The organism is Pedobacter riviphilus (assembly GCF_014692875.1).
In the GTDB taxonomy this organism is placed as follows: Bacteria; Bacteroidota; Bacteroidia; order Sphingobacteriales; family Sphingobacteriaceae; genus Pedobacter; species Pedobacter riviphilus.
On sequence record NZ_CP061171.1, the window covers coordinates 2,796,520 to 2,814,666 of the forward strand.

The following is an 18,147-nucleotide window of genomic DNA, read 5'->3' on the forward strand; positions in this document are numbered from 1 at the left end:
CCTGGTAGTGTATCATCTCGTAGTATCATCCTGAACGCAGTCGAAGGATTTTTACTTCAATCTTTCAAATGAATTAGCTAGAAGTTTGGAGTCGATTAACCAATTAATAAATAAAAAATGGCTAGTGAACCAATGAACCCTTCTACGGAACCGGATCATGCCCATGTTTGCCCCAGGGATGGCAACGGCCTATGCGTTTCAGCGCCAGCAAGCCGCCTTTAAATGGTCCGTGCTTTTTAATGGCCTCTATCCCATATTGCGAGCAGGTTGGCGTAAACCTACAATTTGCCCCCAACATTGGAGAAATGGCGTATTGATAAACTTTAATTAAGCCTAAAAAAAACCAACCGAAAATTTTATTGATGAATTTCATTGGGCTGGATTAAATTTTGGAAACGCTTAAAGCTAGCGATCAGTTTTTTCTCGATAAAACCAAATTCATACTTATCCTTACCTACAAACTGGATGGAAAACAAAAGCAATCCCTATCAGTAGGTAAAGGCATGTATAATTTATCTTGCTTATTTAGGCGATAAGCTTCGCGTATGCGGCGCTTGAGCAGATTGCGATCTACTGCCCGCTTATATCTTTTTTTAGGAACATTGATGACCACCTGCGCTTGTACATGAGCTGGTACATCAACAAAAAGATAAGAAATGCGAAAAGGGTATAATAAAAAAGAAGAACCGTTCTTAAACAACAGGTCTAAATGTTTCCTGCTGCATAACCGTTCTTCTTTCCTGAATGTGTACATATATTTTTGATTGATAACTGCAGATTTTGATCTGCCGATCCCGAATGAACGGAAAAGCAATCAAAAATTATGCTTTATGCTTGCGTTCGTCAGAAACTGTTAATCTTTTTCTTCCTTTAGCACGACGTGATGCTAATACTCGTCTGCCGTTAGCTGTTGCCATTCTTTCGCGGAAGCCGTGTTTGTTTCTTCTCTTTCTTTGCGAAGGTTGGTATGTTCTTTTCATGACTGTATATTATCTATTGTAAAATTAAGAGGTGCAAATATAAAGCGATTTCTCTACAAATGCAAGAGTGATTAATTATTATTTTTTCTATTCAAATGCAAATGTAATAATTCTTTTGAAAAAGAGACCCTGTGGCCATTTATAAATATCTGTTTGTATGTTTTATTGTTTCACCAAACGTTCCTGTCCATGATCCTTTGCGATGGAACTAGATAGAATTATTTTGGTATAAGACGCTAGAAAAGAACCAAGCCGTCAATAGCAGCACCTACAGCCGTAAAACAAACCTGATTGAAGTGGTAATCTTTACAGGTATGACACCGACCGATAGACTCAAAAAGCCTAATGAATACCTAGTGGTTAACATTTTTCAACAATAAAGACCCTGAAATAAATTCAGGGTGACGCCACTCTGAGAATCTATCTTTATAAACCTAATGCCGCCTTCAATTTCACATAACCCGTTTTACTCACCGGCAACCAGATATCAGACTTCAACAACACCACGTAGCTATCTTTCTCTTTTAGCTCTATTTTGGTTACCTGGGCCAGATTAATGATGTAAGACCTATGTATGCGGATAAACTGACTCACATCCAATGTTTGTTCGAAATAAGCCATGGTTTTGTTCTTATAGAAAACACCATCAACGGTACTTAATTTTACATAATCATCATCCGCCTCTAAATAGTTGATATCGGCAACAGGGATAATCTTAATTACACCGTCTTTTTTAACTACTACCCTATTATTTTGTGCCGGACTTAAAGCTGCTGCATCCAAAACAGCCTCCGTATTTTCCACATGATTTAATTTGCCGGGTAACTTTTTAATAGCAGCATCGAAGCGCGATTTATCAATCGGCTTGAGCAGATAATCTACTGCATTAACCTCAAAAGCTTTAATAGCATATTCATCAAAAGCAGTGGTAAAAATTACTGCAGGTTTATCTTCCACCAGCTCGAGCATTTCGAAACCACTAATTTTAGGCATCTGTATATCAAGAAAAATTAAATCAGGCTTATGCAAGGTAATGGCTTTCAAACCTTCGAACCCATCACCACATTCTGCTACAATCTCTATTTCTGCATGATCTGAAAGGTAATATTTTACAATATCTCTCGCTAAAGGCTCATCATCAATTAGTATTGTTCTGATCATTTTTTTGTGGAATTTTTAGGGTGGTAATATATAAATTATTTGCCTCAATATCGGTTTGTAACAGATGTGTATTCGCAAATAATAAATATAACCTGCGTTTAATGGCACTTAAACCAAACCCAGTTCCTCCAGCAGCCTTCATTTCCGGATCGAAAGGGTTTTGTACTCGCAATTGTAAAATATTATATTCAACAGTAACATCTATCTTGATTGTAATGCCTGCTGAAGTATTATAAAGTCCGAATTTAATGGCATTTTCTACAATGGGCTGCAATAATGTACCTGGCAAACAAAGATTTAAGGTATCTTCAGCAACATTAACCTCAATGTTTAACCTATGGCTAAACCTTACCTTTTCAATATCGAGGTACAATTGGATGTACTCCATTTCTTCCTCAACCGAAACCCATAATTCATCATCGCGTTTTAGGGTGCCACGAAGAAAAGAAGCTAATTTTGTAATCATTACGCCTGCCTCTTTTGGGTTAACCATGGTAAGGGCAAATACCGAATTTAAACTATTGAAAAGAAAATGCGGTTGTAATTGGTGCCTTAACTTATTCAACTCAGCCTCTTTCGCTAAACTTTTAGCTGCCGATAATCTTTCGTGTGTTTCTGATTGTTCTTCTAACCTATACCATAAAATATTAGCAAGTGCACACCATGCCAAGCACATAAAAGAAATGAGGCCTCTGAAGGCGAAAGAAAAATTGTAAAAATCCTTGTACTCTTTGTAATCAGAAAAAATATAGAGCACCACATATTTTGAAGCAAAAATAATCACAAATGTAAGCGCAAGGCTAATGATCAGCATATACAGTATCCGTTCATTCTTCGGCTGGTAATACCCAAGCATATTACTGATCCCAATGCAAGCCAACGCCAGCAAAAAGTTATTGGTTAAGCTATCAGTTATCGATACCCACCAAGAAAAATTAACTACGTAATGCAATCCAGCAGCACACAATACAGTCCACACTATTGCAATGGTAAGCGATATTTTCTGTATCTGCGGAACGGATAAAGGTCTAGTTGTCAAAATGGTTTTGATTAGTTAATGATTTATTGCGGTGCGCTAGCTTTTCCAGGTATTGTGTAACCGATTTGGGTTCAACAATCCTGGAACTTACCTCTACACCATCGGCGAGTTCTTCTATTGCCGATATTCCACCTACACCTATAAACTTCCATACTACTTTGTCGCCGTTACAATTATTAAAAGAAGGGTTAAAATGTATGGCATTCAATTTAGCTTTGCCTAAAGCCTGCGCAATCCCATCTGCTTGGATTAAACGCGTTTGTTCGTTAAACTGGGGTGTATGTTTTCCTTCACCACAAATTACCTGATAGATACAATTTACTGCAAACCATTTCATAGGCGATGTTTTATAATAAATGTTTAGAAACTTTTAATTTCGATCCCTCCAAATAAAGCCGTTCCATCTAAAATCAATGTTTTTTTCATCTCTGCCACTGGCATTACATGCGATCTTTTATCTTCAACGCTACCAAATAATGCCGTTACGTTCGATTTTATTGCCCAGTTTTGTGGCACAATTAGTTTAATTCCTCCAAAAACGGCTGTTACATCAAGCGATACCGTTTCAGGGAAATCGGCCTGGGTCATTACAATATCTGCTCCACCGAATACAGCCGTAATATCGCCCCCCTGAAAGTTTTTAGAGTAAACGGTTTGGTTACTTCCTCCAAAAACGGCCATTACTTCAATAACATCATTATTATTTACAGTCTTTTTATCGGTAGCTTCGTCAAAATCAAAATCAGCCTTGTTCTTATCCTTATATCTTTTTCTAAAAGTCGGAGTGCCCTTCGGTCTGAAGATTAAAAAGCCGCCTACTATAACCAAGCCAACACCTAAAGCGTATTTAGATAAATCAAGATCTAACCCAGGTATATTTTCTAAGGTATTATAAGCGCCAATCAAAATCAGTATCAGCCAGGCTATTCCTTTAAAGTTACGACGAAGACCGATAAATACACCCAGTACAATTAAAAAATTAGACCAACTGAATATCCATCCCGGAATATTTAATCCCATGTTGTTCAATAGAAATGCAAATCCGATGATGGCTATGATGAAACCGCTCCACACCCTTCCTGAGTTTTTAAGCTGGTTGTTATCGTTATTATTAATATTTTCCATTTGTGTTCATATTTAATACCCAAAAGTATTGATAAGCATCCGATCGTAATAGATGAGACTTGCTAAAGCTCGGCAAAAGGCGGTAAGCACCCTTATTTTATCGGTGAAAATTATTTTGTTATTTTCATGCCATGAAATTTCCCCTATTAATGTTTGTTCTTACTATTTCTACTGGTTTGTTTGCACAGGGAATAAGTAGCCATTACAAGATTTATGATGTTAAAAAACAGAAATCCATATCGATAGACGACATTGTTGCCGATATGGACCAGGCAGATGTTTTATTCTTTGGCGAAGACCATAACGATTCTATAGGACACTACCTGGAAGCGGAGCTTTTTAAAAAACTCCATTCAAAATATCCGTTAAAAACCGCATTATCGTTAGAAATGTTCCATACCGATGTACAACCTGAAGTAGATGAATATCTAGCAGGATTAATATCAGAAAAGAACTTTGTTAAAGAAGGCAGAGCCTGGGGTAATTACAAAGATTACAAAGCTTTAATAGAATACGCAAAACAAAACAAGTTAAAAGTTATTGCTGCAAATGCGGCTACGCGTTACAGCAATGCCGTTACTATGGGCGGGCTAAAAGTTTTAGAAAACTTTCCAAAAACGTCATTTAATTTTTTACCACCCCTACCAATTGATACGGCCCAGGGTAGGTATTATGAAAAATTTACTGAAACTTTGGGTGGCCACAGTATGGGCGCAATGAAGATTTACCAGACGCAAAATTTATGGGATGCTACCATGTCATGGTCTATAAATAAGTTTCTTAAGGCAAACAGGGGCTTTAAGGTTTTTCAGCTTAATGGACGTTTCCATAGCGATGAAAAGCTGGGAACTTTAGCAAAACTGGCTCATGCCAATCCAAAATTAAAAATCCTCAACATTTCTTCATTTTCGGATGAAAGCTTTGCGAATCCCAATTGGGAGAAATTTAAAAATCTTGGCGATTATATTATAATAACAGATCCTACAGTAAAAAGAAGTTATTAAAACGAAAATCCGTCCTGATTTACATCAGGACGGATATGGTTATTATGCCTTTGTTTTTAACAAATCTCTGATTTCTGTTAAAAGCGTTTCTTCCGCTGTTGGCACTACTGGTGCAGCAACTGCTACTTCTTCTTCTTTCTTTTTCATTCTATTAATTGCTTTAACCATTATAAAAACAATCAAAGCCAACAATAAAAAATTAATGGCTACTGTAATAAAATTACCATAAGCAAATATAGATGCATCTGGTGCCGCTTTTTTAGCATCTGCCAGTGAAGCGCCCTTCGGAATCAGTTCTGCGCCTTTCCCCATTGCGAAATAAATGCTGCTAAAATCTGGTTTACCTACCATTGCGGCTACAATCGGCATCACTAAATCGTCAATTACACTGGTAACAATTTTACCAAAAGCGCCACCTATAATTACTCCGACTGCCAAATCGAAAGCATTACCTTTAATGGCAAATTCTTTAAATTCTTTTACAAAGCCCATGTTTTCTTTAAGTTTTAGTTTATTTATTTACTAAAGTAGCAAACATTAAACTTAATACAAATGTTTATGAAATAATTTTAAAACCAAACATATCGATAGCATTTAGAGCAAATCAGCAGAATATCTGAAATCTATTGTTTATTTTTGCCCTATTCTTTTATATTTACTATGCTAAAGCAACACTTACAACAAAAATTATTACAAAAGTTATCACCACAACAAATACAGTTTATTAAACTGTTGCAGGTGCCAACCGTTGCTTTAGATACCCGTGTAAAAGAAGAGCTCGAAGAAAACCCTGCTCTTGAAGATCCAAGTTTAATGACTCAGGATGAGCCAAAAAGCGAATATGATGATTTAAATGACAGGCCTGAAGATTACGAACAGTCATCAGAAGATACCAGCATGGATGAATTTAATGTAGATGATTATTTACAGGATGATTCTGCCAATGATTACAGCACCAACTACAATAATGGCGACGATGATGAGGAGAAGAAAGAAACCCCAATTGCCATTGAAAGTACTTTTTTTGAAAGCTTGCAAGAGCAATTAGACCTTATTCCGCTGTCCGATCAGGATTTTATTATTGGCAAACAGATTATTGGCAGTTTAGATGATGATGGTTATTTACGCCGTCCGTTAGGCTCCATGATCGATGATCTTGCTTTTTCTCAGAATGTTATGGTGGAGGAAGATGATGTATTGGAAATGTTAAAACTGATCCAAGGCTTCGATCCTCCTGGTATTGGTGCAAGAGACCTGAAAGAATGTTTGTTGATCCAGTTAAAAAGAAAAGACCCAAACAACCCGATTATAGTTAAAGCAATGAATGTTGTAGAAAACTATTTGGATGAGTTTACACGGAAACATTACGATAAATTAGAAAAAAGTTTAGGCTTAGATAGTGAAGAACTTAAAGAGGTAGTAAACGAAATTTTGCGTTTAAACCCCAAACCAGGTGATGCCAATCAGGTTACAACCAAACAAATGCAGATTATTCCTGATTTCCACATCAGCAATAATGATGGCGTATTGATTTTGACGTTAAATTCGAAAAATGCCCCCGAGCTAAAGGTAAGCAGATCTTACCAGGAGATGTTCGAGCATTACGATAAAGCATCATCCAAAGATAAAAAGCTGAAAGAGGCTGTTCAGTTTGTTAAACAAAAATTAGATTCTGCCAGATGGTTTATAGATGCGATTAAACAAAGACAACAAACTTTGTTAAAAACCATGAATGCCATTATGCATTATCAATATGAATATTTTTTAACGGCCGACGAGCGCAAAATGCGTCCGATGATATTGAAAGATATTGCTGATAAAATCGACATGGATATCTCAACCGTATCGAGGGTTGCGAACTCTAAATATGTACAAACCGAATTTGGCACCTTCCTGTTAAAATCTTTCTTCTCAGAAGCAATACAGACCGAAAACGGTGAAGAAGTTTCGAATAAAGAGGTAAAAAAAATATTGGAAGACTGTATCGGAAATGAAGATAAACGCAAACCCTTAGCGGATGAAAAATTAACCGAAATTTTAAAAGAAAGAGGTTATAACATTGCCAGAAGGACTGTCGCGAAATATCGCGAGCAAATGAATATTCCGGTAGCAAGGCTAAGAAAAGAACTTTAGAACAGTTGGCAGTTACCAATTGCCAGTTTACAATTCGAAATTTACAGTTACTTATCTAAAACATAGAATTGTAAATTGTCAACTGAAAGTATTGCGTTCCAAATATAAATGGTGTATTTATTTTGATTCGGAAATGAGCAGTCCTGTGTACTTGACAGCTTCAGTCCCGCTTTCCATTCCAAGTCCGCACTCGTTCCTCGCTTACGGGCTTTGCATTGCAATCGGGTTTAAGAACATAGTTTCTGCACCCTGCAATCTCAAAAATAAAAAACTGCTGTAGCCATCTAGCCCCGGCTGAAGCATTACCCTGCAGCAACGAGGTACGAGGAAGCGAAGCGTAAAAGCGAAAGACGAGAGGAGACTTCCTATCCTATACAGGTTTTGTGCTCTGATCCATAAGCGACACACCTATATAAATCTGAATACCAACAGATTACCACATCTTAATGTACGATGGCACATTATAAATATTATTTAGCAATAGGCCCAATACAATTTCATGACTACCATTACTTACCTGATTCAGTTGTGAAGTGGTAAAATCGTAAGAGTAAGTTAAATTAACCATCTTTCCGATATTGAAACCTGCCATCGCAGCAAAAGAATCATCTTTACGATAGCTTCCACCCAACCAGATTTTATCTTTAAAAGCCAGTTTCATGTTTATGTCAACCGAAACAGGTGCCGGCGATACATACTTTACCATTACCGATGGTACAGCAGCAATCTCATCATCTAAGAAAAATTTATATCCTGCGGTTGCAAAATAATGTGGTGCTTCTTTACCTAAATTATAATTATTATCGCCTGTAAAGCTTAATTTTTGGGGTAAAATCTGCTGTACAGATAAACCTGCAAATAACCTTGCACCGTATAACCATAAACCGATATTTAAATCGGGTTTAACCTGGTTAATCAGCGCCCTGTTCATAATCGGATCTATTGGTGTATCAAAGGTTAGTGCATTTAAATCTAAAGAAATGCTCGAAACCCCTGCTGCAATGCCCGCTGATAAATTAAAATCATTGCTCAATTGCAGATGATAAGCATAAGTCACATTCGCATCCAATCTTTTTATCGGACCAGTTTTATCTAAAACAGCAGTTACCCCATTCCATGGTGGGATGGCGACGACATATAGTTTTGCATATAATTACGGTCCATCGGATTACCTGTTTGCTCCGGGAAAGCAGTTAGCGCATTACTCCATAACTGGTTATCGCCCAGCGCCCAATGTGCCGATACAAATGAAGTTTGAGGCGCATCGGTAATACCCGACCATTGTTTACGGTAACCAGCTTTAAAATCGAGGTAATTTTCAATTCCGGAGAGCGCCGGATTTAGCAGGTACTGATTAAAAATATATTGGGTATACTGCGGCTTTTGTTGCGCAAAAACCTTAAATGTTGCAAAAAGTGCAAATATGATGATGAGCTTCTTCAATTTATCTGATTATGGTGAGCGGTCCTGTTATTGTTTTTCGTCCGTTACGTGGGTTAATGATATAATAATAAACACCTACCGGAAGTGGTTCATTTTGGTAATTCCCATCAAAAGGAATTTTATAGCCATTGCTAAAAAATACCCTATTCCCGTTTCTGTTAAAAATTTCGACAGTAGCATTTGGATAAGATTCTAAATATTTAATGATCCAGGTATCGTTTACATTATCGCCATTTGGCGTAAAGGTATTGGGTGGATTTATAGCTTGCAATACCTTAACCAATACTTTTGAAGTTGTTACGCAACCTTCTGGCTGTGTAGTGGCCGTTAAGGTATATTCTGTGTCCTCATTTGGTGAGGCAATCGGATTTAAGACATTGGTTTTGTTCAGGCCAACTGCTGGCGACCATTCGTATTTTAAATTGGTTCCTTCGGCAGTTGCCGGAATTTCGATCTGCCCGCCTGCTAAAATGTAAATTAGCGTGCCTGCATCTGCCACAGGGGATTTATACACTGTAATGGTATTGGAAATGGAATTAGGACAACCATTATCTCCAGTAAATGTATAAGTGATGGTATGCGGCCCCAGCCCGGCAATTTTAGGATTAAAGGTACCATCTGCCCTCATACCATCGCCACTATATACACCTGGCGGCCCATTCATTTCTTCTCCAACCTTTTGTTTGGCCTGTGTAATTAAAACTGTTCCATCTGCGTCGCAAACTGGAGCCATATCATCAAACACCAATTGCGGAACTGGTTTTAAGGTAAGTGTTTGCGATTCTGAATATTTAAAACAATTTTCTCCAGAATAGGCAACAAGCTTGATGTTAAAGGTTCGGTCGGTAGTGCCTCCAAAAGTATTGTAGTTAAGTATAAAAACTTCGTTATTATCTGGATAAGGAATTGTTTTATAAATAGAACTTTCATTACCAAAATCTCTATAAATCTCAATCTTAGTGATTTTGCCCGTAAATACGGTAGATGTATTTTTAATCATGATATTTTCACTCACACAACTATGGTCATTTATAATCTCAAAATCAGCTGTTTTAACATCACCATTAACTGTAAATGATTTTAATGTAAACGCCTCACAACCATCTTGATTCTTTACAGTTAGAGTCACATTATAACTACCTGTGGCAGCAGGCATAAAAGCACCATCGACACCTGTTGTGGTAGCAATTACATTATTGTTATTATCCGCATATTTCCATTCAAAAGTTAAACCCGTTGTACTTCCATCTGCATTTTTGGATGTATTTTTAAATCTGGCCACGCCATCCGCTAAACAAAAATCAGGAAGCATGAAATCCACTTCTTTCGGTGGATCGTATATATTTATATCTATAGGCTTAATATTTAAACATTTAAGATCACTCTCAACTGTTAAAGTGATGGTATAACGACCTGCAACAGCGTATTGATGTGGAGGAGGAACATTATCTTCCAACGTTACGGGAGTACTTCCATCTCCAAAATCCCACGTCCACTTTACTATCGTTCCAATACCTTCAATGCTCGATTTATCAGTTAAAACGGTTGGTTTATTGGTACAGAACCCAGTAACATCAAAATCTGCTAATGGTGTAGGATTTATTGTAATTTCAACAGGTTCTGAGGTATTAGCACAATTAGAACCCGTGGTAGCAGTTAACCTCACCAAATATTTACCAGGTCTTGCATAAGTATGTTCTGGATTTTGTTCTGTGGAAGGCGTACTTTCATCTCCAAAATCCCATAACCATTTGGTAATTGCAAAATCGTCATTATTAGATATACTTCCATCTGTAAATTTTGCAGTAGTATTTGAACAACCAATAATAGGATTAAATTTTGCTATAGGGAGATCGTAGATATTAAAAGTGTAATTGGTTACTAAATCGCCCGATACACATGATGATGTATTGGGCACATGGGCTACAATTTCTAAACTGTGTTTACCTTTTTCTGCATAGGTTTTGGTATAGGGCGATTCATAAGTAAATATGTTGGTACCATCTGGCAAAGTTTTAGTTTCCATAAGAACAGGTGGATTTTGATTAATTACATTTTCATTATCCAGCGACCAGTTGATGTAATCAGGCTTGTATGGAAGCGATATTTTGATATTATAAGTTTCTCCAACGCATCCATTTTGCCCCTCTTCATTTTTGGCGGTATTAAACACAGTAAGATAGTTATTTGATGATAAATTTGTACCGGCAGAATATGCATAAGACTCGTGATCACCAAATCCGTAAGCAATTGCATTAAAACCATCATCTGCGGTAAGCGTTATACTTTCTTCGTTAACCGGAATCTGTGTATAGGAGTAAATAGAATTGCCATTTAAAATGGTCCATGCAGTATTTGGTGCCACACCATTATACCTAAATCCTGAGATGCTAGCTGTTTTAATTAAAACATTTACATACTTTTCTGTAATATCCTGCAATCTAGAAGAAAAAACGGTCACACCCTTTATATTAAATTCAATCGGATTTAATATAACCATTTCTGGATCACCTATAATAGCGCCTCCATTAGCAGAAGAACAATCTTGCGTTAGGGAATACTCGGCTACGCTAATTAATTTATCAGCCGTGATAAAAGTAGAGCCGGTTAATTGTTCGCTTTCAATAGGTAAACCTTTATTAATAATATATGTAGCACCATTATAAGTTACACTTGTATTATCTTCTTGTGCAAGAATCCTTAAAATATACTTTCTATTGATAAAGGGTACAACCCCATAATTTTTACCCCAGCTATTTGTAGGATAAAGCTGTTGAAACAATGGATCTTGAGAAGAATTACAAACAATTGAAAGTACTGAAGAACCGGAAAAAGCAGCAAAACGTTTACAAGACGATGTTAACGGGTCTGTTTCTACGTAAGTACCAGTAAGATCTTGCGTTCCAGATGCTAAATATTCATAAACATCGCCCGTCTTGTTTAAGGTTATTGGAATTTTATTGCCATTTTTTTCATGCAAAATAATATCAGTATTATCTTCTACAGCAACTAGTGTTAAAAAATTATTACCGCCATTGCTCTGCGAAAAATTCATGGAATAATATGTCTGGCCCAAAGTTTCAAATGGTAAGATCAAGGAAGCAGCAGATCTTGCTGCACCATAAATGTGGGTATAAACAGATACTTTGGGCTGACCATCGGTAACTTTAACATGTATTCCCTTATTTGTTAAAACCCGGTTGGCTTCTAATACCCCATCAATATAAGCATCGACTCTTGGAACATCAAATCTTACAGCGGTATTCGCAGGAATAGTCTTTGTAACAGGAGCAGCATTTCCGCAAGTTATGGTAACTTCAGAATTAGATTTTGATGTTACAAAAACAGCAATATTTCCATATGGGATTACGCCGTTAACAGCTCTTGATGGAACATGGGTTGGGAAGACTGTCCAGAAATCAGTTCCTTCATTAGAAATATTTTGTCCAGATGCTTTAAAGAAAAACAAAGACACTAACAAAACCAATAACCAATGCCTGCTCATCACCTATCGGTTTAGTTTGAAAACGTTATACATGTTTGTTTGATTAGATATGCAATATACTATTAATCAAATCACAAGAAAAAACAATTATTAGAATTTTAACAATTTTTAAGCAGAAAAACCACCTTTCGTGTAATAAAATAAAAGGGTTGTGTAAAAAAGTTTCAGATAAACATGTAATTCCTATGAAAAGAATTAAGGAGATAAAAAAGTGATTGTATCATAAGTGGTGATTTCCATTCGAACTTGTCACATTGAGCTCGGCCTGTACGGAGCTTGACGAAGTATCGAAGCGCTTTGCGGGAAACTTAAACAGGTCCTTCGACAAGCTCAGGATGACAAATCTATATTTATGATACAGACGCTATATGATAAATATTCAATCATTACCTTGGTCGGACTGATCGCCACTACCGTATTTTGCAGAGAAATTTTTGGCTTTTTCATCTGCAGCACTATCGTTATGATCTTCAGGCTCCAGATTTTCGTCTAAGCGTTTGTTCCAATTGTCCAGTCCCTGATTAGGGTGTTTTGCATTTTCTGCTGTGAAATCAGATTTTGATTTGGACAGATCTTCTTTTTTATTTTCCATTATTGGCGTTTATTTTAATTAAAACAGCACCATTAACAGAAAGTTTTATTTACCGCAATTATTTAACAGGCGGTTCATCCTTGGCGTCTTTAAATTCTTTTACACTCTTCCCTATCCCCTTCATTAATTCTGGCAACTTTTTACCACCAAAAATAAGCAGGATAACCACGCCGATTAAAATAATTTCTATTGCAGACATATCTTTATATTTTTCACAATATACGTTAATTCCTCTGAAATGGTTTGTTAGGGAATGGTTAATTGGTTCGCTGACAACAAATGCTCAATTCCGAACCTCAAAGGTTCTATTGTATTCAGAATGCCTAATATCTCCCTCTATTCTTGCTAGCATTAACACTATTTTACAAGTCATTACTAATCAGCTTCTTAACAACTTTCGCATTTCCATCCAGCTAGGCCATAGACGATACTTGTTTCTGTGTCTCCATGGAAAACTAGTTCATTGGTACAATCACAAGAAAGATCCTGAAACAGGCTCAGAAGGACGAAAAGAAGGAGCTAATCGCCTCTAAACACGTACCACCTAGGCGCTAAACCAACAAAGCATTTAAAGTTCTTGTTTTGATTTTAGGCACCGCGCCATGGCGCATAAATTCGGCAAAACCTTTTAACTGTTTGATCGACTTAATGGCTTCATAGCCTTCAAATGATGTTCTAATTTTGTTTAGCAGCATGGTATCTGTTTTAAACAGATCACTTTCAACCAATATCCCTTTATTCAGAAATTTTTTAATTAGTTCGGCCATTTTGCCATTGGCATATAAATGAAGCGGTAATTTAAACACATCATTGTTCAGCTTCTCGAAAGCTTCATTAATCCAAGCTACCTCAGTTTCTGCACTCACCGCTATTTTTCCATCTTTCAAAACAATGTAAGTCAAAAATTCGCGGGCACGCTGACGGGAAATTACCCCGCCATGAATACCATCACGCAAAGTATAATCCAAACGATCGGCACAGAGCGACGGCAAAGGTTGCTCTAAAATATCAAAAGTACCATACAGAATCTGGTTAACATTATATCCATAATTTAACAGCACATCAGGTACTTCCGATTTATATAAAACTTCGGCAAAAACTTTTTCATGATAATCTTCATCTGTATTATCGAAAACATAATCGCCCACATGAGAAAAAGCGGTATGCGAAATATCGTGCAGCAAGCCTGCAATTTGCTCCAGTTCTGAACCACCAAGCATCCTAATCAACATGGTAACCCCAATGGCATGCTCCAATCGTGAATGGCAGATATCTGGGTTGACCAAAAATATAGCACCGCTTTGATGTATCCCGCCTAGCCTTTTTAAAGCATCAGTATTTAACAGATCAGAAAATACCATTGGCAGTTCCATTTTGCCGTATAAAAAATCGTTTACCTGGATCATATTGCTGTGCTTTAATTAAAAGGAATAATCAGAAACAAAAATACTAATAATTTTAGTTTTATCATAAAAAATTATCAACATTAAAACCCCTTAAAACTAATATAATTAGTCATAAAACCACTTTCAAATATTTTGAAAGCTATTATTACAATTTCATGATCAACAAAAAACCTGCAATAAAAACAAGCCAATAAATTAAACGTTATACTTGTAAAAAACAGGTATATGGCAACTGCTCAGCAAATTAGAAAAGCATATTTAGATTATGTTCTAACAAACAATGAAAAACCAAAATCGGTTTACATTTTCGTAAAGAAGCTTAAAATTACAGAGACCGATTTTTATCAGTTTTTCTCTTCTTTTGAAAGCATAGAAAAAACAATCTGGTTCGAACTTACTTTCGAAACCATAAACAAAATCAAAGAGCAGGAAGTTTGGCCCCAGTATACGGCCAGAGAAAAAATACTTTCTTTCTTTTACAGTTATCTGGAAAACCTGAAGAACGAACGCAGTTTTGTGATTTACAGCTTAAAGAATCACCGGGGTAAATTTTCTACTCCTGATGTACTGGCTGGCGTAAAACCTATTTTCGAGAACTTTGCACAAGAAATTATTGAAGAAGGTTTAGATAGTGGCGAACTTGCCGAGCGCCGTTTTCTAAGCAAAAGATATAAAGATGCCTTATGGATCCAGTTTGCCTTTATTGTTAATTTCTGGATCAATGATGATAGTGAAGGTTTCGAAAAAAGCGACGAAGCCATAGAAAAAGGCATCAATGTAACCTTCGATCTTTTCCAGCATTCGCCAATCGACAATTTATTGGAATATGGGAAATTTTTATCCAGAAATGGAAAATTTGCAGAAAAGATGAGGTTTTAAACACCAGATGAAAACACAAAAAAGTATTCCAACTACCAAAGTAGAGCGTTCGGCTAAGTTTGTCAAAACAGGTATTCAGATCGGGGGCAACTATATTAAACATTACTCAAAAAAGCTGTTCAACCCTGAAATGGACCGAGAACAGCTTAACGAGGATAATGCAACCGATATTTATAAATCGCTAAGCGAATTAAAGGGCAGTGCCTTAAAAATCGCACAGATGTTAAGTATGGATAAGAATATCCTGCCGAAATCTTATGTCGATAAATTTACCCAATCTCAATACAATGCTCCTCCCCTTTCAGGTCCGTTAATTGTCAGAACTTTCACCAAAAATTTCGGTAAAACACCTGAAAATATTTTCGATAGTTTTAACTTAAGCTCCAGCAATGCTGCTTCTATTGGCCAGGTGCACCAAGCGATGCTTAATGGTAAAAAACTCGCCATTAAAATTCAATACCCTGGTGTGGGCGACAGTATTTCCTCTGACCTGAAGCTGGTAAAACCTTTCGCTTTCCGTTTACTGGGCATGTCGGAAAGGGAATTGAATATCTATATTAAAGAAGTTGAAGAACGTTTGCTAGAAGAAACAGATTACGAACTGGAAGTTAAACGTTCTATCGAATTTTCAGAAGCCTGTAAAAACCTCGATCATGTTGTATTTCCAAAATACTATCCAGCATTATCCGGAAAGCGCATCATTACCATGGACTGGATTGATGGTTTGCATTTAAAAGAATTTTTACAAACGAATCCTTCTCAGGAAGTACGCAATAAAATCGGGCAGGCGCTGTGGGATTTCTATAATTTTCAGCAACACGAACTCAGAGCTGTACATGCTGATCCGCATCCCGGGAATTTTATGATTACACCAGATGAAAACCTTGGAGTAATTGATTTTGGCTGTATTAAAGAGATGCCGGATGATTTCTACTACCCGTTTTTCGCCTTAATTTCTACTGATGTAATTAATGATAAAAATAAAACGATAGATGCATTTAGAAAACTGGATATGATCCATACTGACGATTCTCCTGAGCAGATTGAGTTTTATTATAAATCGTACAGGGAGATGATCAGCCTCTTTGCCAAACCCTATACCAGTAAAACTTTTGATTTTAGTAAACCTGATTTTTTTGAGCAGCTATACGCCTATGGTGAAAAGATTTCGAAAATGCCAGAATTTAAACAGGCCCGTGGGGTAAAACATTTTATTTACGTTAACCGAACTAATTTTGGTCTGTATACGATATTACATGAATTAAAAGCAACGGTTAAAACAGATACTTTCAAACCCAATGTAACTGCCTAGAGAAATTCATTTCGATAAATCGTTATTTCCAACCAGATCGGGAATCTTAATTACAATAAGATTTAATATTAGCTTCGCCGAGCACTTTGTGGTTCCTGCTTGCACGGGAATGACGACTGCCCTAATAGAATCTATAACAGATCGCGTAAACGGGAAATGCTTTGGTTATATCAATAAAAGTATTCTTGTAGATTTCTCTCCCGAAAGTTCGGGATTGCACTCCATCCGATAGCTATCGAATCGAAATGACAACCTTTCGATAAAAATCTAGCTGTTTTTCTTTACCACTTCAACCATATGATCAATATCAAATGGTTTTTCGATATAATCATCAGCTTTGCATTCTTCTGCCTGTTGTGGCAAGTTATTTGAAGTTGAGGTTAATACAGCCGATACATCCTCTGTTTCGGGGTCGGACTTAAGCTCTTTAATTATTTCTGAGCCCTTCTTTTTTCCCTTAATGTGATCATCCACAATCACAACATCGGGTTCAATTTCATCTATTTTATCTATAGGTTCGGTTGTTAATGATGCCGTAACATCAAATCCCTCTTCTTCCAATACATGGTCCATTATATCGAGGATATCTTTATCATCCTGAACAAGCACAACCTTTTTCTTCATAAACAAACAGACTAAATTCTCATTAAATATAAAAAAAAAGACCAGATCAATAAAAGATCTTAAAATATTTTACAAATGCTTGGTAAAAGTTTCAAGTTTTCGTCTTGAATTAATGCCTGTTCGTCGAGTATTACCTATCGGTTGTATAAAAACGCAATACTGTCTGCAACGTTTTTCATTTCACTGCGTCTTATCATCAAAACTACAACAAAAAGACTTAAACATTTAAATAACAATTAATTAACATTTAATTATTAAATAAAAATATTATGAAAACCTCAATCAAAACCCTAATTGCAACTTCATTAACAGCAATCGTTTTATCATCAGCTTTATTTACTACAAACGTTTCTGCAATGGAAAAAGAGCCTGATGCAATTTTAAAAATATCGGCTTTTAAAAGAATTTCTGTTAAAGGAAATGTAGAAGTAACCATTATCCAGCGAAGTAATTCTGGTATTTCTTATGCTGATGATAACACAGGAACGGCAAAAGTTATGCAAGATGGCGATAATTTAAAAATCACTTCAACCAGCACCGAAAAAACAAAATTGACTGTTTATGTAAACGATTTTTACAGAATTGAGGCTTCAGAAAACGCAATTGTTAAAACTGAAGGAAAACTAAGAACTAAATATCTTCAGATCTTTTTAAAAGGAAATGCACATGCTGAGATCAATACCAGTTCAGAAGGTTTATATACTGTAATTTCAGATCAGGCAGATTTAAAATTAAGCGGTTCTACTGATAGCCATACTTTGGTAATGGGTAAATCGCAAAAGTTAACCATCGATAGATTTGCAGCTTTAAAAACCAACATCAGTTCTATAGAAACTGTTGCTGTTGAAAAAGAAATTGCCGCAATCAAATAATTATAAAACACACCAATGAAATAAGGCTTTCTGATTCGGATCAGAAAGCCTTTTTGTTGTATGGAAAATGTA

General features: G+C 36.4%; 20 protein-coding genes. 5 read left to right on the forward strand and 15 right to left on the reverse strand.

The features are described 5' to 3' along the window. Window positions 1–142: 142 nt before the first annotated feature. The 7 genes from yidD to H9N25_RS11515 form a co-directional block, all read right to left on the reverse strand. Complete coding sequence (gene yidD, locus H9N25_RS11485) at window positions 143–373, reverse strand: membrane protein insertion efficiency factor YidD (protein ID WP_167294901.1); 231 nt, start codon at window positions 371–373, stop codon at window positions 143–145. 81 nt (window positions 374–454) lie between these two features. Next, entirely contained in the window at window positions 455–754 is a 300-nt protein-coding gene (locus tag H9N25_RS11490) for a ribonuclease P protein component (protein ID WP_223833721.1), read from the reverse strand. Between the two features lie 67 nt (window positions 755–821). Then, entirely contained in the window at window positions 822–980 is a 159-nt protein-coding gene (gene rpmH / locus H9N25_RS11495; RefSeq protein ID WP_010601723.1) for a 50S ribosomal protein L34, read from the reverse strand. Window positions 981–1,406: 426 nt separating this feature from the next. Then, on the reverse strand, window positions 1,407–2,141 hold the full coding sequence (locus tag H9N25_RS11500) for a LytR/AlgR family response regulator transcription factor (RefSeq protein WP_190328984.1): 735 nt from the start codon (window positions 2,139–2,141) through the stop codon (window positions 1,407–1,409). Then, entirely contained in the window at window positions 2,119–3,180 is a 1,062-nt protein-coding gene (locus H9N25_RS11505; RefSeq protein ID WP_223833722.1) for a sensor histidine kinase, read from the reverse strand. The genes H9N25_RS11500 and H9N25_RS11505 overlap by 23 nt, the downstream gene beginning before the upstream one ends. Then, the gene (locus H9N25_RS11510) at window positions 3,170–3,517 is read right to left on the reverse strand and encodes a DUF4288 domain-containing protein (protein WP_167294904.1); all 348 of its coding nucleotides are present in this window, start codon (window positions 3,515–3,517) and stop codon (window positions 3,170–3,172) included. Before H9N25_RS11510 ends, H9N25_RS11505 begins: the two co-directional genes overlap by 11 nt. 23 nt (window positions 3,518–3,540) lie before the next feature. Further along, window positions 3,541–4,305, reverse strand: a complete 765-nt coding sequence (locus tag H9N25_RS11515; protein WP_167294905.1) for a LiaF transmembrane domain-containing protein — start codon at window positions 4,303–4,305, stop codon at window positions 3,541–3,543. Window positions 4,306–4,436: 131 nt separating this feature from the next. Here H9N25_RS11515 and H9N25_RS11520 point away from each other — a divergent pair, with 131 nt between their 5' ends. Then, complete coding sequence (locus tag H9N25_RS11520; RefSeq protein ID WP_190328985.1) at window positions 4,437–5,309, forward strand: ChaN family lipoprotein; 873 nt, start codon at window positions 4,437–4,439, stop codon at window positions 5,307–5,309. A gap of 42 nt (window positions 5,310–5,351) precedes the next feature. On the opposite strand, the gene mscL is transcribed toward H9N25_RS11520, so the two are convergent. Then, window positions 5,352–5,801: a large conductance mechanosensitive channel protein MscL gene (mscL, locus tag H9N25_RS11525; protein WP_167294907.1), complete on the reverse strand. Its 450-nt coding sequence runs from the start codon at window positions 5,799–5,801 to the stop codon at window positions 5,352–5,354. 168 nt (window positions 5,802–5,969) lie between these two features. Here mscL and rpoN point away from each other — a divergent pair, with 168 nt between their 5' ends. Further along, complete coding sequence (gene rpoN / locus H9N25_RS11530) at window positions 5,970–7,442, forward strand: RNA polymerase factor sigma-54 (protein ID WP_167294908.1); 1,473 nt, start codon at window positions 5,970–5,972, stop codon at window positions 7,440–7,442. Between the two features lie 433 nt (window positions 7,443–7,875). Here rpoN and H9N25_RS25030 read toward each other — a convergent pair whose 3' ends face one another. The 6 genes from H9N25_RS25030 to H9N25_RS11555 form a co-directional block, all read right to left on the reverse strand. Further along, window positions 7,876–8,511 (reverse strand): PorP/SprF family type IX secretion system membrane protein, encoded by a 636-nt coding sequence (locus tag H9N25_RS25030; protein WP_255524634.1) that lies wholly within the window; start codon window positions 8,509–8,511, stop codon window positions 7,876–7,878. A 35-nt stretch (window positions 8,512–8,546) separates the two neighbouring features. Then, on the reverse strand, window positions 8,547–8,885 hold the full coding sequence (locus tag H9N25_RS25035; protein WP_255524635.1) for a type IX secretion system membrane protein PorP/SprF: 339 nt from the start codon (window positions 8,883–8,885) through the stop codon (window positions 8,547–8,549). Window position 8,886: 1 nt separating this feature from the next. Further along, window positions 8,887–12,390, reverse strand: coding sequence for a PKD domain-containing protein (locus H9N25_RS11540; RefSeq protein WP_190328986.1), 3,504 nt, complete (start codon window positions 12,388–12,390; stop codon window positions 8,887–8,889). Between the two features lie 379 nt (window positions 12,391–12,769). After that, complete coding sequence (locus H9N25_RS11545) at window positions 12,770–12,982, reverse strand: hypothetical protein (RefSeq protein WP_167294911.1); 213 nt, start codon at window positions 12,980–12,982, stop codon at window positions 12,770–12,772. 58 nt (window positions 12,983–13,040) lie between these two features. Next, window positions 13,041–13,181 (reverse strand): Sec-independent protein translocase subunit TatA/TatB, encoded by a 141-nt coding sequence (locus tag H9N25_RS11550; protein ID WP_190328987.1) that lies wholly within the window; start codon window positions 13,179–13,181, stop codon window positions 13,041–13,043. 352 nt (window positions 13,182–13,533) lie between these two features. Further along, complete coding sequence (locus H9N25_RS11555) at window positions 13,534–14,388, reverse strand: HD domain-containing protein (RefSeq protein WP_190328988.1); 855 nt, start codon at window positions 14,386–14,388, stop codon at window positions 13,534–13,536. A 225-nt stretch (window positions 14,389–14,613) separates the two neighbouring features. Between H9N25_RS11555 and H9N25_RS11560 the strand changes: the two genes are divergently transcribed. Next, window positions 14,614–15,267, forward strand: a complete 654-nt coding sequence (locus H9N25_RS11560) for a TetR family transcriptional regulator C-terminal domain-containing protein (protein ID WP_167294913.1) — start codon at window positions 14,614–14,616, stop codon at window positions 15,265–15,267. Window positions 15,268–15,274: 7 nt separating this feature from the next. Then, on the forward strand, window positions 15,275–16,579 hold the full coding sequence (locus H9N25_RS11565) for an ABC1 kinase family protein (protein ID WP_169502312.1): 1,305 nt from the start codon (window positions 15,275–15,277) through the stop codon (window positions 16,577–16,579). 267 nt (window positions 16,580–16,846) lie between these two features. Here the strand turns inward: H9N25_RS11565 and H9N25_RS11570 are convergent, their stop codons facing one another. After that, complete coding sequence (locus H9N25_RS11570; protein WP_190328989.1) at window positions 16,847–17,203, reverse strand: response regulator; 357 nt, start codon at window positions 17,201–17,203, stop codon at window positions 16,847–16,849. Window positions 17,204–17,472: 269 nt separating this feature from the next. Here H9N25_RS11570 and H9N25_RS11575 point away from each other — a divergent pair, with 269 nt between their 5' ends. Further along, window positions 17,473–18,075 carry a GIN domain-containing protein gene (locus H9N25_RS11575; protein WP_169502313.1) on the forward strand — a complete coding sequence of 201 codons (603 nt, stop codon included), beginning with the start codon at window positions 17,473–17,475 and terminating at the stop codon, window positions 18,073–18,075. Window positions 18,076–18,147 lie beyond the last annotated feature (72 nt).

Excerpts from the sequence above, each read along its gene's own strand:
- yidD (WP_167294901.1), bottom strand. The coding sequence starts at position 373 with ATGAAATTCATCAATAAAATTTTCGGTTGGTTTTTTTTAGGCTTAATT.
- H9N25_RS11490 (WP_223833721.1), bottom strand. The coding sequence starts at position 754 with ATGTACACATTCAGGAAAGAAGAACGGTTATGCAGCAGGAAACATTTA.
- rpmH (WP_010601723.1), bottom strand. The coding sequence starts at position 980 with ATGAAAAGAACATACCAACCTTCGCAAAGAAAGAGAAGAAACAAACAC.
- H9N25_RS11500 (WP_190328984.1), bottom strand. The coding sequence starts at position 2,141 with ATGATCAGAACAATACTAATTGATGATGAGCCTTTAGCGAGAGATATT.
- H9N25_RS11510 (WP_167294904.1), bottom strand. The coding sequence starts at position 3,517 with ATGAAATGGTTTGCAGTAAATTGTATCTATCAGGTAATTTGTGGTGAA.
- H9N25_RS11515 (WP_167294905.1), bottom strand. The coding sequence starts at position 4,305 with ATGGAAAATATTAATAATAACGATAACAACCAGCTTAAAAACTCAGGA.
- H9N25_RS11520 (WP_190328985.1), top strand. The coding sequence starts at position 4,437 with ATGAAATTTCCCCTATTAATGTTTGTTCTTACTATTTCTACTGGTTTG.
- mscL (WP_167294907.1), bottom strand. The coding sequence starts at position 5,801 with ATGGGCTTTGTAAAAGAATTTAAAGAATTTGCCATTAAAGGTAATGCT.
- rpoN (WP_167294908.1), top strand. The coding sequence starts at position 5,970 with ATGCTAAAGCAACACTTACAACAAAAATTATTACAAAAGTTATCACCA.
- H9N25_RS11540 (WP_190328986.1), bottom strand. The coding sequence starts at position 12,390 with ATGAGCAGGCATTGGTTATTGGTTTTGTTAGTGTCTTTGTTTTTCTTT.
- H9N25_RS11545 (WP_167294911.1), bottom strand. The coding sequence starts at position 12,982 with ATGGAAAATAAAAAAGAAGATCTGTCCAAATCAAAATCTGATTTCACA.
- H9N25_RS11550 (WP_190328987.1), bottom strand. The coding sequence starts at position 13,181 with ATGTCTGCAATAGAAATTATTTTAATCGGCGTGGTTATCCTGCTTATT.
- H9N25_RS11555 (WP_190328988.1), bottom strand. The coding sequence starts at position 14,388 with ATGATCCAGGTAAACGATTTTTTATACGGCAAAATGGAACTGCCAATG.
- H9N25_RS11560 (WP_167294913.1), top strand. The coding sequence starts at position 14,614 with ATGGCAACTGCTCAGCAAATTAGAAAAGCATATTTAGATTATGTTCTA.
- H9N25_RS11565 (WP_169502312.1), top strand. The coding sequence starts at position 15,275 with ATGAAAACACAAAAAAGTATTCCAACTACCAAAGTAGAGCGTTCGGCT.
- H9N25_RS11570 (WP_190328989.1), bottom strand. The coding sequence starts at position 17,203 with ATGAAGAAAAAGGTTGTGCTTGTTCAGGATGATAAAGATATCCTCGAT.
- H9N25_RS11575 (WP_169502313.1), top strand. The coding sequence starts at position 17,473 with ATGAAAACCTCAATCAAAACCCTAATTGCAACTTCATTAACAGCAATC.